Origin of the sequence: Bacillus sp. 5mfcol3.1 (genome assembly GCF_900114335.1) — a bacterium.
Lineage (GTDB): Bacteria > Bacillota > Bacilli > Bacillales > Bacillaceae_G > Bacillus_A > Bacillus_A thuringiensis_S.
Genome location: NZ_FOST01000008.1, coordinates 101097 through 116391 on the forward strand (window position 1 = coordinate 101097; position 15295 = coordinate 116391).

Genomic DNA, 15295 nt, shown 5'->3' on the forward strand with positions numbered 1-15295 from the left:
ACCTCTTTGTTCTATTATATATGTTTTACAAAAGAAAAAACGAGCAAATTGCGTTATGCAACTTGCCCGTTTTTCTTTTCGTTATTTTTTTTCTGATCACGATTCATTAATGGATAGAAAGCAAATCCGATTACGAATAAACCAATTCCGAGAAGGAACGTTTTTATATCGGATGCGCCGGTTTTAATAACCCATAGTGCGTAGCAAAGTGCGATAACTGCGACTATGCCATCTGTAATTCTTGCCCGCATTTCATTTTTATATGTTTCACCAGTTGCGACTAGTTTTAACTGGAAGATTGGTGAAACGAGATATGGAATGAGGTAGGCCAGTGTCGATACGGTAATAACGAATGTATAAGCTTCCGCAATGGTTCCTGATAATGTTGAGAATAGGAATACTTGCGACATAATGTTTGTTAATCGTAATGAGTAAATTGGACTTCCTTTTTTATTTGTTTTCGTGAAGAAGGAAGGGAAGAAACCTTCTTTTGCTGCTTGATAAGGTACTTCTGAGCTTAATAAAATCCAGCCTAAGATAGAACCGAACAGGGAAGTAAGAGCAAGTAATGCCATCAGTTTCCCACCGCCATGACCCATTGCAGCGTTTAATGCATCTGCTAATGGACGTTCAGAAGCTTGTAATTTATCAACGTGAAGTACACCCATTGTTAAAATTGTAATTCCTAAGTAAATCGCAACTGTAATAAGTAATCCCGCAACTGTTGCACGTTTTACCGTTTTTGGAGAAACAGCACGGTTTGATAAAAGAACGGCTGATTCAATTCCGATAAACGCCCAAAGCGTTGTAAGAGCCGCTAAATTTACTTGTGAAAGAAGACCGTGTGATGCACCTGATTTATCGATCATCGGTGTGTACCATTGTCCAAATTTAGAAGCTTCGAATGCAAATAACGTAACGACGATGAATAAAAGGAATCCAGTTACTTTCGTTGTTGTTGCTAAGAAGTTTAGTTTTCCAGCTCCGCTTACACCATTTGTTAATATAATATGAGTTCCCCAAAGTAAGATGGAACAAATCGTAAATGTAATTAGTTTTCCGACTTCTATGTTAAAAGAACCGATTGAAAATAGTAGTCGCGTATCTTTCATAATTGGGAAGAAGAGTGATAAATATCCCGCAAATGATGTAATGATGGCAACGTTACTTGCCCAGTTTGCAACCCAATATCCCCATACCATACTGAAACCAGCCATTTTTTTCTTTTTTGGTGTTGAGAATAAAGCATATGCATGACTTTGTGGTCCTGTCGTTAAATCAGGACGACGAATTGCTAAATTACCGAAAACAAGAGCTAGCATTAAAACACCAAACCCTGTTGTTAACCAAGCTAAAGTGACACCGAGTGGGCTTGCTGTTTGTGCCAACGTACTTGGCACCATGAAAATACCAGCGCCAACCATGTTACCGACAACGAAAGCTGTTAGTACCCAAAAGCCCCATTTTTTTTGTTGCATAGAAAATACCTCCAAAGTTAGTATAACCAAGTCAAGCGAGGAGATATGTATGTCTTCCTGAGTCAGGAAGAGAAGTCCCAAACAAAACAAAAAAAGCACGTAATCTGCCGCTACATGCTTTCTATCTTATAAGAAACCCACGACATACCTCTCGATAGCTCTCCACAAACGAAACGTTTGTGACAGTTCTGCACTTATTAAATGCAGACCCAGCAAGCGTGCATGGTGGACACGACTTACTTCGGCAACCATTCCTTTCTCATTCCTTCATCAATGCCACTACATCTCCTGAAATGATACTCTTAATGATTGCAACCTCTACCTCACCGAGATACGAATGAGGATTTAAATATTAAATTAACGTCTTTAAGAGTAACAAATGTATTTTTATACGTCAATGGATATAGTAATAATCAGATTATAGAGAAGAGTTTGTGATTAAAAAGGGGGTTAGGAGAAGATGTAACGATTATTAGTTCTGCAGAAGAAACAGCGATAGAGTTAAGTACCATTTTACAGCACAAAGGAATTTTGTCTGACAATCTGAATCCGAAGCATCGTTTTTTTACAACGGGATCTGTTTTATCATTTGAACATATTGCTGAGCGATGGCTAGGATATCACATTTCTGTAGAATGTGTGGATTTACCCGTAAAGAATGCTCGTATCTGTAATTAGACTGTATTAAAGTACTTTTTGTTCAATAAATTAGGTTAGTTGCATAAGAAGGAAAAAATGCACTTTTAATTGAAAGGATTAAGGTCATTTCAATTAAAGGGGAGATTGGATTATGGAATTATCAAGATCTCAATTATTTGCTTTAGAATATATTTCAAAATATGCAGAGAACGAAAAACGTAGGGCTAAAGCAACGATTAATCATATACTTAAAATGTCTAATATTACAGATGAAATATTTGAAGAAGCTGTCGCTAATTTAAAATCTCATGCAAGGATTGCTTTACACTTTCATCCAGACAGACTAGATTCGAATATGAAAAGAGTTGCTGAAGCACTGTTTGAGCAAGGAGTATATAAAAGTCAATTTGAAACGTTGCTATCTAATGGAAGCGTATCTGCTTACCCTGGTGGTGAACGTGACCTTTGGGAAAAGAGAATATTTGGAGGGGCATATCAATTAGAAGGCGTAACGAATGATCAACGTCCAAAATACGGAGCGCTAAATTTGATGTTACATCCAGATGGGCCGGCTCCGCGTTTTGGATCCTGTTATTTTCTCTTATCTCCAAAAGTTTCTTCGCGCTCTACATATACATATTTAGATTCACATCAAGATCCGAAAGAAAAGGGGACTTATGAGGAGTTTGATATGATTTTAGCTGCTCTTTTGGAAGAGGCATTCGTAAGAGATTTTGCAATTGGTGAAGGAAATTTGACTCCAACAATAATAATTAATCATTTATTGGCTAATCTGAAAAGGCCGTTTATAGATTTAGTAAGCAAAGAGCCAGCCCGTAATCTTAATCATTATATTGAAGCGCAGATTCATGGAGAGATTTCTCTTAAAGAAGACGTAGAGGTGCTTGTTGCAGATCCTTCATTTAAGGGTACGGATGTAGGAAGAGTTTTAGAAGAAATTTGCCTGAAGTATGCTATTGATTTGTATTGGCACATCGGTTTTGTACTTGCGGTAGACGAAGTTCCGATGGATTTTAGAGGTTCAAAAATGCCATCTTTAGCAAGACGTATTGCACGGAATCATTGTATCGATGCAAATATAATTGGCTCTGCTGTAGTGGATTTAAAACGCAATCCATTATCTTGGAGTGATCGTGGAACTTATGAAGAAGTGCTTCAGGAATTAAAATTATTATGGCATGTTTTAGTTCGATTTGGAAAACCAAATCAGAAGTAGAACGAAATACTCCGTTTTTGGAAGTATTTATATAGAAAAGAAGCTGATCTATTTATAGATTAGCTTCTTTTTATAAGATTAGACTAAGTTTAATACAGTTACTTTTTCACGTGTCATAGACTCAAGGCTCTTACGAATACCTTGTGCGCCCATACCTGAACCTTTTACACCGATGAATGGGAAGTGGTCAGGGCCGCGCTCTGTACGTCCGTTAATTTGAACAGAACCAGTTTCGATTTTGTTAGCAATTGCAAATGCTTTGTTAATGTCTTTTGTGAAGACACTTGCTTGTAAGCCGAACTCTGATTTGTTAGCAATTTCAATTGCTTGCTCGTCTGAAGAAACACGGATGATTGGAAGGATTGGGCCGAATGGCTCTTCCCAAGCAACTTTCATCTCTTCTGTTACGTGATCGATTAATGTTGGGTAAATTAAGTTACGCTCACGTTTGTTACCGATAACGATTGTAGCACCTTTTTCTACAGCGTCGTCAACTAAACCTTGAACGAAATCAGCAGACTTGTCGTCGATTAATGGAACGATTGTGCTATCTTGTTCTGGAGATCCAACTGATAGTTCAGCTACTTGTGCTTTTAATAAGCTAACAAGCTCGTCCGCTACGTTTTCGTGTACAAGTACACGTTTAATAGCTGTACAACGTTGACCAGAGTAAGAGAATGCACCGCTTACGATATGGTTTGCAGCATCTTGTAAGTCAGCATCTTCACGAACGATACCAGGATCTTTACCACCAAGTTCTAATACAAGTGGAATCATTGAAGCTTTTTTCGCTAAATGTTTACCTGTGTTTGTACCACCTGTGAACGATACCATATTGATGCCTTCGTGTTCTACTAAGTAGTCACCAATTACAGAACCGCGTCCTGTAGCTACGTTTACAAGACCTTTTGGAAGGCCAGCTTTGTGAAGTGCTTCAACCATTTTAATACCACTAATTGCACCTTGAGTTGCTGGTTTGAAAATAACAGCGTTACCCATAATTAATGCTGGTGCAAGTTTTGCAGCAGATAAGTTTACTGGGTAGTTAAATGGTGCGATTGCTAATACAACACCAAGTGGTGCGCGTTGGATGATCGCAAGTTTCGATTTCGTTCCGCCAGGGAAGCTATCGCCCATCATGCTTTCTCCGTGCATATGTAAAGCTTCTTCGATCGTGTAACGAATGAAGTCAGCTGTACGAACAACTTCTTTCTTCGCATCTTTATAGCCTTTACCGACTTCTTTCATAATGATATCGGCAATTTCATCCTGCATATTTACGAGCTCATCAGCCCATTTATATAAGTATTTTGCGCGATCTTGTAGGGAAGCTTCTGCCCATGATTTTTGAGCTTCTTTTGCAGATGCAATTGCTTCATCTACTTCTCCGCGAGTAATTGCTTGTACTTGTCCAATTACTTCGTGTAAGTATGGAGATGGAATTTCGATTGTTTCTCCTGAAGAGCTTTCTCTCCATTCTCCGTTTAAATAAAATTTGTACGTATTGCTAGTTGTCATGATTAGTCCTCCTAAAATAGCAACTTGTAAGAGTGAGTATAAGGTGATTGTAGGGGGTTTGATAACATTTTTCAAATGAAATGTTTGTGAAAACGATTTCTTATTCTTTTTTTATTTTGTATGCCCTTTCTTACAGAACATTCTTTTATTTCAAACTGGTTTATTATGTCATGAACCATTTGCATTTTCGTGTATTTTACTTTATGTGTAAAAAAACAATTGACAGAATACTCAATAAAGTTGTAAGATTATAAATGGAAAATAAATGAAGGGGGTGTGCGTAATGATTGTAATCGTAAATGTAATGAGCTTAGCTCTGTTAAATGGCAGAAAACATTTATATCATTACGCAACCCGTGCGGATATATAGGGCATCTTTGTCTTATAAAAAGCGTACGTTGCGTATATCGTAACGTACGCTTTTTATGCATTCCTGTGCATATCGTCAAGCGGCGGTATGCTTTTTTTTGTTTATTTTCCATATTCCTATATAAAACTTTGGAAGGTGGAAAAATGTGATGAGATTGTATGGGTTACGAAATGTAAATGTAATGGGTTTGGATAGTGGATAAAGAAATGAGAAGTAAACGAGAACGAGAAGGGAGAGGTTACATTGTTATCAGTATTACTAAAGTTAAAGTGGTTTTTTAAAGAGCACTGGAAGAGATATAGTATCGCCATTGGAGCTCTTTTAATTGTGAATATAGTTGAAGTGATTCCCCCGAAAGTGTTAGGGGTTACGATAGATAACATAAAAACAGGAACGTTATCGAACGAAGCAATTATGCAATCTATTCTCATTTTAATAGGGGTTACGATCGTTGGATATGGCCTCACTTTCGTATGGCAACATCAATTGTTTGGCGGTGCATTTGTACTGGAGAAAACGATGCGCTCTAAATTTATGGGGCATTTACTTAAGATGACGCCGACTTTTTATCAAAAAAATCGTACTGGCGATTTAATGGCGAGAGCAACGAATGATTTAAAAGCAATCGCTATGACAGCTGGTTTTGGTATATTAACGCTCGTGGATTCTAGTTTATATATGCTTACGATCGTTTGTATGATGGGTTTTACAATTAGTTGGGAGCTTACATTTGCAGCGCTTATACCGCTTCCAATTATGGCGTATGCGATGAATATATATGGAAAGAAATTGCATGAAAGATTTACCGTTGCGCAAGATGCGTTTGGTGATATGAACGATAAAGTGCTTGAATCAATCGCTGGTGTGCGCGTTATTCGTGCATACGTACAAGAGAATGCAGACGAGGAAAGATTTCATCATTTAGGAGATGACGTCTACGAAAAAAATATGAAGGTAGCGAGAATTGATGCATTATTCCAACCAACTGTGAAAATGCTTGTCGGTCTTAGTTATTTAATCGGTTTAGTGTACGGTGCATACCTTGTGTTCCAGTCAAAGGTGACGCTTGGTGAACTCGTTTCTTTTAACGTGTATTTAGGGATGATGATTTGGCCGATGTTTGCAATTGGTGAATTAATTAATGTTATGCAAAGAGGAAATGCTTCGCTTGACCGTGTGAATGAAACGTTAGCGTATGAGCCAGATGTAAAGAATCCGAAACATCCAAAGCTTGTGCAAGAGCCGGATTATATTCAGTTTGATGATGTGTCTTTCTCATATCCTTCATCAACTGAAGAAAATTTAAAAAAGGTTTCTTTCACATTAAAGCAAGGAGAAACGCTTGGGGTTGTCGGAAAAACAGGAAGCGGGAAAACGACGCTTGTACGTCAGCTTCTTCGCCAATATCCGCTTGGAGATGGAGATATTGCAGTTTCTGATGTGACATTAGATAAAATAAAGAATGAAAATGTACTCGGGTGGATTGGCTATGTACCGCAGGAGCATATTTTGTTCTCAAAAACAGCGCGAGAAAATATTTTATTCGGAAATAGGGAAGCGACGGAAGAAGAACTAGAGAAAGCAATTGAAATTGCTGCGTTTAAAAAGGATTTAGAGTTTTTACCAGAAGGATTAGAAACGCTCGTTGGAGAGAAAGGTGTTTCTTTATCCGGAGGGCAAAAACAAAGGATCTCGATTGCAAGAGCTGTTATTCAAAATCCAGAAATTTTAATTTTGGATGATTCTTTATCAGCTGTAGATGCTCGTACGGAAGCAGCGATCATTGAAAATATTAGAACGGAAAGAAGCGGAAAGACGACGATTATTACGACGCATCGTTTATCTGCAGTGCAACATGCGGATTGGATTCTCGTTATGGACGAAGGTGAAGTAATGGAAGAAGGTACGCATGCTCAGCTTATCCAAAGCGGAGGCTGGTATGCTGAGCAGTTTGAAAGACAACAAGGCGAAAGTGAAAGTGCGGATAGTGGGGTGAAAATATGAGCGTTTCAAAAAGATTATTTCAATATGCGATGAAAGTGAAAGGGACGATTTTTGCTGCGATGTTAATGTTATTTATTTTCGTCATCGCAGAGCTTGCTGGTCCTTTCGTTGCTAAAACGATGATTGATGATCATATCGTCGGGATAGAGAAACCTTGGTATGAAACAGAAAAGAGTGAAGAAGCTGTTTCATATAATGGCGCTTTTTATAAGCGAAGTGATCGCTTTGAACAAGGCGAGACAAAAGGTAAAGAAGTACGTGTGATGCAAGTCGGTTTTCAATATTACTTTGTACCGAATAAAGTGAATATTGAAGGGTCACGTACTATAAAAGGGGATATGATTACTATTCAAAATGGTAAGGCGGTGCAAGTGTATAAAGCGAAAGCATTAACGAAAGAAGAAGTGTTTGCGTTTTATAAACCAGAAATAAACCGTCTATTATTACTTGGTGGTGGCTATTTTGCTTTATTAGTAGTCGTATCATTATTTGCATATGGAAAGCAGTTCTTCTTGCAGAAGGCAGCGAACAAAATTATTCAAATTATGAGGGAGGATGTTTTCTCTCATATTCAAAAGTTGCCAATTCGGTACTTTGATCATTTACCGGCGGGGAAAATTGTTTCGCGTGTGACGAATGATACAGAGGCCATTCGTGATTTATATGTAACGGTGCTGGCAACATTCGTTTCTAGTATCATCTATATTATTGGGATATTCGCTGCGCTATTTTTACTAGATGTGAAGCTCGCTTCATTATGTTTATTAATTATCCCAATTTTAATTGTTTGGGCGATTCTTTATAGAAAATATGCGTCTGTATACAACCATAAAATGCGTTCCCGTTTATCTGATATTAACGGAACGGTGAATGAATCCATTCAAGGGATGCCGATTATTCAAGCGTTTCGTCAAGAACGTGAAACGAAAAAAGAGTTTGAAGAATTAAATGGCGATTATTTTAAGTATCAAAATAAAATTTTAAATTTAAATGCAGCAACTTCGCATAACTTAGTAGCCGTATTAAGAAATATCGCTTTCACAGGAGTGATTTGGTATTTCGGCGGTGCGTCATTAAGTGCTACAGGTATTATTTCACTTGGGGTACTGTATGCGTTCGTCGATTATTTAACACGATTATTCTCGCCAATTACGAATATGGTGAACCAGCTTGCCAACTTAGAGCAAGCGCGCGTTGCATCAGAACGTGTCTTTGAATTGTTAGAGGAAAAAGGGGAAGCGGTAGAAGAAGAACGTATGCCTCGTTTAAAAGGAAATGTGAAATTTGATAATGTATCATTTTCTTATAATGGAAAAGATGAAGTGTTAAAAAATATTTCTTTTGAAGCGAAACAAGGCGAGACAGTGGCACTTGTCGGTCATACTGGATCAGGAAAAAGTTCTATTATGAATGTACTCTTTCAATTTTATGAGTTTGAAAAAGGAAAGCTTACGATTGATGGTCATGATGTAAGAGAAATGCCGAAACAAGCAACTCGTGAGCATATGGGAATCGTATTGCAAGACCCGTTTTTATTTAGCGGGACGGTCGCTTCCAATGTAAGCTTAGAGAACGAAAAAATTTCAAAAGAGCGTATCATAAAAGCATTGCATGATGTTGGTGCTGAAAGATTTGCGAACAATATAAATGAAGAAATTACAGAAAAGGGAAGTACGCTTTCCACTGGTGAACGTCAGCTTATTTCGTTTGCTAGAGCACTCGCTTTTGATCCAGCTATCTTAATTCTAGATGAAGCAACGTCTAGTATTGATACAGAAACAGAGGCGATGATTCAACAAGCACTAGAAGTTGTGAAAAAAGGAAGAACGACATTTATTATTGCGCACCGTCTTTCAACAATTAAAAGCGCAGATCAAATTATTGTACTCGATAGAGGAACAATTTTGGAAAAAGGTTCCCATGATGAACTAATGAAAAAGCGCGGGCGTTATTATGATATGTATAAAACGCAAATGGAAGGAAACCAGAGCGCTTAATGCGGGGAAGAACTTGCGATTGTTGCAAGTTCTTTTTTGTTGGCAAAATGTCAGCGATAAAGGTACATAATAAGAAGTATTATTTTACCTTTCCTACAATTAATGCTATATTAAAAAATGTTACTTATTTTTTGTATGTGGCGTTATTTTTCCCTTTTGTTTGATTATGAAGAAAAAGGATAAACTAAATAAGAACATTTTCATTGAAAAATTGTTCAAGATTGCATACAATCAATATAGTTTTTAAATTCCTATCAGAATACTTGGAGGATTACAATCATGAAGAAATTATTTTCAGTGCTTGCAGTAACTACATTAGCGATCGGGATTGTAGCCGGCTGCGGTAAAGAAGAGAAAAAAGATACAGCTAGTCAAGATGCGTTACAAAAGATTAAACAAAGCGGTGAACTTGTAATTGGTACAGAAGGTACATATCCACCATTTACGTTCCACGATTCAAGCAATAAATTAACTGGATTTGACGTTGAATTATCGGAAGAAGTTGCAAAACGTTTAGGTGTAAAGCCTGTATTTAAAGAAACACAATGGGATAGCTTACTTGCTGGTCTTGATGCAAAACGTTTCGATATGGTTGCAAACGAAGTTGGTATTCGTGAAGATCGTCAAAAGAAATACGATTTCTCTAAGCCATACGTTTCATCTTCAGCGGCATTAGTTATTGCAAAAGATAAAGATAAGCCTGCTACATTTGCTGATGTAAAAGGATTAAAAGGAGCACAATCTTTAACGAGTAACTATGCAGATATCGCTAAGAAAAATGGTGCGGAAATTATTGGTGTAGAAGGATTTAGCCAAGCAGCAGAATTATTAGCTTCAGGACGCGTTGATTTTACAATTAATGATAAGTTATCAGTATTAAATTATTTAGAAACGAAAAAAGATGCGAAAATTAAAATTGTAGATACTGAAAAAGAAGCTTCAGAAAGTGGATTCTTATTCCGTAAAGGTAGCGATAAGCTTGTACAAGAAGTAGATAAAGCGTTAGAAGATATGAAAAAAGACGGTACGTATGACAAAATAACGAAAAAATGGTTCGGTGAAAATGTATCTAAGTAGTGCATTGGTTTCAGATCGATTGTCTACTTGGATAGATATTATGCAGACTTCCTTCATGCCTATGCTGAAGGAAGCTGTTTTTACAACAATTCCATTAACGCTTATTACATTTATTATCGGGATTATACTGGCAACGTTAACAGCGCTCGCACGTATTTCTGGTAGTCGTATTTTACAATGGATTGCTCGTATCTATGTATCTATCATTCGCGGAACGCCACTTCTTGTACAATTATTTATTATTTTCTATGGACTTCCAACTCTTAATATTGAAGTTGAGCCATATACAGCAGCAGTTGTTGGATTTTCATTAAATGTCGGTGCATATGCATCGGAAATTATTCGTGCTTCTATCCTTTCCATTCCGAAAGGGCAGTGGGAAGCAGCTTACACAATTGGGATGACATACCCGCAAGCGTTAAAACGTGTTATTTTACCACAAGCAACGCGCGTATCAATCCCGCCGCTTTCGAATACATTTATTAGCTTAGTGAAGGATACTTCATTAGCATCGTTAATTTTAGTAACAGAAATGTTCCGAAAAGCGCAGGAAATTGCGGCAATGAACTATGAGTTTTTAATTGTTTATTTCGAAGCAGGTCTTATTTATTGGGTTATTTGTTTCTTATTATCAATCGTACAACAGATGTTAGAAAAGCGTTCAGAACGCTATACGTTAAAATAATCCTTTTACAAAAGGAGTTTTTGTTTTTATGATTTCAATTCAGCACTTACAAAAAAGTTTCGGAGATAATACCGTACTAAAGCATATAGATTTATCAGTTGAGAAGGGCGAGGTTGTTGTTATTATTGGGCCGTCTGGATCTGGTAAAACGACATTCTTGCGTTGTCTCAACGTACTAGAAACACCGGATGCTGGTAATATTAGCATCGGTAATAAAGAGCTTAATTTCGCTCAAAAAGTATCGAAGAAAGATATTGTAAATCTTCGTACACAAACAGGTATGGTCTTCCAGCACCATAACTTATTCCCTCATTTAACAGCACTTCAGAATGTAATGGAAGGGCTCATTACAGTGAAAAAAGTAGGGAAAGAAGAAGCAAAGAAAAAAGCAAACTATTTCCTTGAAAAAGTTGGTTTAGCAGATAAAGTGGATTTATATCCATTCCAATTATCAGGTGGACAACAACAGCGCGTTGGAATTGCGCGTGCGCTTGCGATGGAGCCAGAAGTGTTACTATTTGATGAGCCGACTTCAGCGCTTGATCCTGAACTCGTTCAAGAAGTTTTGAAAGTAATGAAAGAACTTGCTAAAGAAGGCATGACGATGGTTATTGTAACGCACGAAATGCGTTTTGCACATCAAATTGCCAACCGTGTTATTTTCATGGATGGTGGTGTCGTTGTCGAACAAGGTACACCAGAAGAAGTATTTACAAATCCAAAAGAAGAACGTACGAAGAAGTTTTTACAAATGTTGCAATAAATTAAGGAAGGTCTCAAGGCATATGCCTTGAGACCTTTTTGCCATATATATTTATTTGTGGAATCCGCCAAGGCTTTGCTCAGCCATTGCAACTAGACGTTTTGTAATTTCTCCACCAACTGAACCGTTAGCGCGAGCCGTAGAATCTGCTCCTAATTGTACACCAAATTCTTGAGCGATTTCGTACTTCATTTGATCGATTGCAGCTGTTGCACCTGGTACTACTAATTGATTTGAAGAATTTTGGTTTGCCATAGGAATATATCCTCCTTAGAGTTATAAAAATTTTTTTTGGTTGGACTAGCTGGAGTTGAACCAGATTATCGCCCCGGTTGGCGCTAATCCATCGGTAATTAAGTTTGTACTCATAGTATGGATGTTACCTAGAAAGATATACAAAATAATAATTTGTAAATTTTGTCAAAAAAACGTATTGATTTCGTAAATTATGAAATAAGAGTAATCGTTGTATTTTTAAGAAAACAGGCCAAACTAAGGAGGATATTAAATATAATTTTCTCATTGTAGCCTGCTACTTGTAGGCTAATTATTAGCTTCTTATTTATGATTTATTGAAATGAAATCGGTAGCGACTTCATAGTTCTATTTTTAAGTAGGGATGGAGTGACCGCTCCTATGCATGGGTAGGTGCTCTCTTCAATCTAAAAAAGAGAGGCTTTAAACGATAACGTATGGAGGAATCATGATGGGGATTTGCCCGCTTTGCAACGCATTAGAATCACAAACATATTCTTGTCAAAATTGCCAAAGTATACTCCAAGATTATGGGAAGTCTGTAGATTACATAGACGATTATAGTGCCTATATGGATCAAGAATTATTAAGTGCAGTAGATGGTTTAACGCATAATAATTCAAATGAATATTGCAATCATATTTTTTATTGCGGAGTATGTAACGTGGAAACTGAGGTTGTAGTGAAACTTGTGTAAATAGAAAACTTCCACCTTATTATCTAGGTGGAAGTTTTTGTTTTTGTATTTGTGAGTGAATCATAGGAGAAGGGATATGTTCGGTGTTTGATGAAGTCCCTGATTTTATTTGAGACATTTTTTCTTTTGTATCACGTAAAGAATGTTCAGTTAAGTAGACGGCATATTCGTAAAATAATTGGCGCGTCATTTCACTTTGTTCTTTTAATTTTTCATCTTGGAATACAGTTCGACCAGGTTTAGAGTTAGCTTCAAAGAGCCACGGATTTTCCTTTGTGTCTAAACCGATATCAAAACCGATTTCTCCAATATTTCCGGTTACTTGTTCATCGAGCGCGTAACTTATTTGTAAGGCAGTATGTTTTAATTTATTTTCAATTTGAACTTGTTTCGTTGAATCTGGAAAAAGCTCTTGTAGCAATTTTGTATCACCGCCGCTATTTACGTGCGTTGTTAAACTGCCTTTGCCGGCGATTTTGGCGACGATTGCACTAACTATCCAATTACCGAAATGGTTTTTATTTGTATGAATGCGGAAATCAACAGGTTGCCCATCAAAGCGAAGTAATGAAATACCTTGCTGTACGATAAACTTTTTTAAATCATGTCCTTTTAATACGTGGTTTAGAAGAGTTTCTAATGATTGATACTTTCTCAGTTTATTTTTTTCATTTTCGCGATAACGGCAGTAGTAGCAATTCTCTGTTTGAGAATAAAATATTTGATGAATATTTCTACCAAAGCTCCCGTGTATTGGTTTCATGTACACAGATTTATACGTGCCAAGAAACCGTTCTACTTGTTCAAAATGCTGAAATGCTTCTGTGTTTGGTAATAAGTGTCTAATTGATTCGTCTTTTATAAGAAGTTGATGAACGTCCCATTTATTGAAAAATCCTGGGTTAAACCATGGAATGGAGTAGTCATGTTCTAACTTTCTTTTTGCTCTGACGATCGGTTTGTAATTTTCTGCTTGTCGATTCGGTAATCGATCGTAAATAACATTTGGTAAAGGGACCTTTTTCTTTATCCATTGTTTCTCTTGAAAGAAATATCCTTCAATCGTTTCTTCTTCCCAGTTTATATGCTGAACGCCAAAGACGAATACGAACGGTCGTAATGAGAATGGTGGTGTTAACAACTCACTGAGAGCAATTGAACGATTTCCTAAAGGGTTAGAAGAATCATCGTTAAAGCCAGTTGTAAAAATGCCGATTAATGGTCCGAAAATAATTGTTTGGTTTTGTGTGAATGCATGAATAGTAGTGGATTGAGGTAGTAAAAGTTTTTCGGCAATATGTTTTCCGATAATAATTTCGCGAGTAAAGGAATAATGAATTTTCACCTCTTCACTTGCAATGTGACGTATACCGAAGGAGAGGGATGTAATAGGTGGCGTAATAGAAAAAACGTAAGGTAAAGTAATACTATTTGGATGTTCATCTGAAATGTTTAATGTATATATATGTTCTTTCAAAATAGGTTTACCTCCTTTCATTATGGTGTAAAGCTACTGAATTTAAGTGGTCCGTGAAATATCTTTTCAGCTAATGAATCACTATGACGAATGTATTGTTCGTAAGGGGGAATCGTGTTGACATACATAAGCCAAATTGCGCCTTTTTGATCCATAATTGTGGAAAGTTCTAGTTCAAATAACGAAGAATAAGACTGATCTAGTGTTTGGAATACTTCATTTACAATGTCGTGTAAAGCATCTTGCAATAGTTGCACACCCGTACTAGATAGTACGTATTTAATTTTTGAAAATGAATGTAATGAATCATCGTCTGTTGTTGAGGGTAAAAGTTGATTAGGAAATGAGCTTTTTTGTATAAATTGACCTATAACATTCCAGGTTTGTTCTTTGTTTTTTTGCAAAATGGTTCGAATGTGGAGTGGATATGTTAATTGGTTTGGTGGTTGTAGCATAGTGTGTGCTATGTAACGGGATGAACGTATGTTAGATTTACACCAAGATATAAATTCGTCTGTCCGTTTGTTTGTAATAGAAGTATGGTATTTTTCATTTACTGTATCGATATGAAACGTTTTATTTTTGTAAGCAATTCGATATAAGTTATCCTTAGAATGTATATTAGTGGGGCGTATAATAATATCTTTAGTTTTTAACAACAGTTTGAAAATGTTTTGTATCGTTGCAATTTCAAATTTTGGTATATAAGGAGACAGTTTTTTATTAGTGAGAAATAAATCATGTAGTTCACTTAAATTAATAAGTGTGTTATTTAAAAAGGTAGTGGAAGGACGATTGTGCAAAGAGTGAATAATTGATTTTGCTTTTTCAAAGTCTGTTTCCTCGTGAAAAGAATAACGATCATATATATAAGAAGGAATAGGGAATGTTTGCTCTTTCCATTTTCCTGTATCTGTATCGTAAATAAGACCAGAAATAAGGTCTGTTTTAGAATCAATACAAAATGGCGTAAACTGGGCAACGACATTATGATAAAGCCGAGCGCGTTTAGCGATTTCGGTGTAATACGTTTGTTCGTAATGAAGTTTAGAAGCTAAAAGACCGAGAACCAACGAAATCACTCCTTTACTACTATTT

At 36.7% G+C, this 15295-nt stretch carries 12 protein-coding genes, 1 pseudogene and 1 riboswitch; of the genes and pseudogenes, 8 read left to right on the forward strand and 5 right to left on the reverse strand.

Annotated features, from left to right (window positions below):
* Positions 1 to 53: 53 nt before the first annotated feature.
* On the reverse strand, positions 54 to 1478 hold the full coding sequence (locus BM089_RS26415) for an amino acid permease (RefSeq protein ID WP_023521252.1): 1425 nt from the start codon (positions 1476 to 1478) through the stop codon (positions 54 to 56).
* Positions 1479 to 1625: 147 nt separating this feature from the next.
* Positions 1626 to 1807, reverse strand: a riboswitch (Lysine riboswitch).
* Positions 1808 to 1916: 109 nt separating this feature from the next.
* Between BM089_RS26415 and BM089_RS26420 the strand changes: the two are divergent.
* Together BM089_RS26420 and BM089_RS26425 are read left to right on the forward strand one after the other, a co-directional pair.
* Positions 1917 to 2156 (forward strand): annotated as a pseudogene (locus tag BM089_RS26420) (glutamate racemase); the annotation flags it as partial.
* Between the two features lie 112 nt (positions 2157 to 2268).
* Positions 2269 to 3354: a DUF3626 domain-containing protein gene (locus BM089_RS26425; protein ID WP_090978500.1), complete on the forward strand. Its 1086-nt coding sequence runs from the start codon at positions 2269 to 2271 to the stop codon at positions 3352 to 3354.
* Positions 3355 to 3432: 78 nt separating this feature from the next.
* On the opposite strand, the gene gapN is transcribed toward BM089_RS26425, so the two are convergent.
* Positions 3433 to 4872 carry an NADP-dependent glyceraldehyde-3-phosphate dehydrogenase gene (gene gapN / locus BM089_RS26430; protein ID WP_000213634.1) on the reverse strand — a complete coding sequence of 480 codons (1440 nt, stop codon included), beginning with the start codon at positions 4870 to 4872 and terminating at the stop codon, positions 3433 to 3435.
* A 613-nt stretch (positions 4873 to 5485) separates the two neighbouring features.
* On the opposite strand from gapN, the gene BM089_RS26450 reads away from it, so the two are divergent.
* The 5 genes from BM089_RS26450 (at position 5486) to BM089_RS26475 (ending at position 11768) form a co-directional block, all read left to right on the forward strand.
* Complete coding sequence (locus BM089_RS26450) at positions 5486 to 7246, forward strand: ABC transporter ATP-binding protein (protein WP_090978502.1); 1761 nt, start codon at positions 5486 to 5488, stop codon at positions 7244 to 7246.
* On the forward strand, positions 7243 to 9243 hold the full coding sequence (locus BM089_RS26455; RefSeq protein WP_090978504.1) for an ABC transporter ATP-binding protein: 2001 nt from the start codon (positions 7243 to 7245) through the stop codon (positions 9241 to 9243). Before BM089_RS26450 ends, BM089_RS26455 begins: the two co-directional genes overlap by 4 nt.
* Positions 9244 to 9522: 279 nt before the next feature.
* Positions 9523 to 10320 carry an amino acid ABC transporter substrate-binding protein gene (locus BM089_RS26465; RefSeq protein WP_000732856.1) on the forward strand — a complete coding sequence of 266 codons (798 nt, stop codon included), beginning with the start codon at positions 9523 to 9525 and terminating at the stop codon, positions 10318 to 10320.
* On the forward strand, positions 10307 to 11005 hold the full coding sequence (locus tag BM089_RS26470) for an amino acid ABC transporter permease (RefSeq protein WP_000281499.1): 699 nt from the start codon (positions 10307 to 10309) through the stop codon (positions 11003 to 11005). The genes BM089_RS26465 and BM089_RS26470 overlap by 14 nt, the downstream gene beginning before the upstream one ends.
* 28 nt (positions 11006 to 11033) lie before the next feature.
* Complete coding sequence (locus BM089_RS26475) at positions 11034 to 11768, forward strand: amino acid ABC transporter ATP-binding protein (protein ID WP_000623591.1); 735 nt, start codon at positions 11034 to 11036, stop codon at positions 11766 to 11768.
* A gap of 51 nt (positions 11769 to 11819) precedes the next feature.
* Here the strand turns inward: BM089_RS26475 and sasP are convergent, their stop codons facing one another.
* Complete coding sequence (gene sasP, locus BM089_RS26480; protein WP_000013338.1) at positions 11820 to 12023, reverse strand: small acid-soluble spore protein, SasP family; 204 nt, start codon at positions 12021 to 12023, stop codon at positions 11820 to 11822.
* A gap of 451 nt (positions 12024 to 12474) precedes the next feature.
* Between sasP and BM089_RS26485 the strand changes: the two genes are divergently transcribed.
* The gene (locus tag BM089_RS26485) at positions 12475 to 12720 is read left to right on the forward strand and encodes a hypothetical protein (RefSeq protein WP_000510474.1); all 246 of its coding nucleotides are present in this window, start codon (positions 12475 to 12477) and stop codon (positions 12718 to 12720) included.
* Between the two features lie 19 nt (positions 12721 to 12739).
* Here the strand turns inward: BM089_RS26485 and BM089_RS26490 are convergent, their stop codons facing one another.
* Together BM089_RS26490 and BM089_RS26495 are read right to left on the reverse strand one after the other, a co-directional pair.
* A complete protein-coding gene (locus BM089_RS26490; protein ID WP_000658097.1) occupies positions 12740 to 14197 on the reverse strand; it encodes a YheC/YheD family endospore coat-associated protein in 1458 nt (485 codons plus the stop codon).
* Between the two features lie 20 nt (positions 14198 to 14217).
* A complete protein-coding gene (locus BM089_RS26495) occupies positions 14218 to 15270 on the reverse strand; it encodes a YheC/YheD family endospore coat-associated protein (RefSeq protein ID WP_000242806.1) in 1053 nt (350 codons plus the stop codon).
* Between the last annotated feature and the right edge of the window lie 25 nt (positions 15271 to 15295).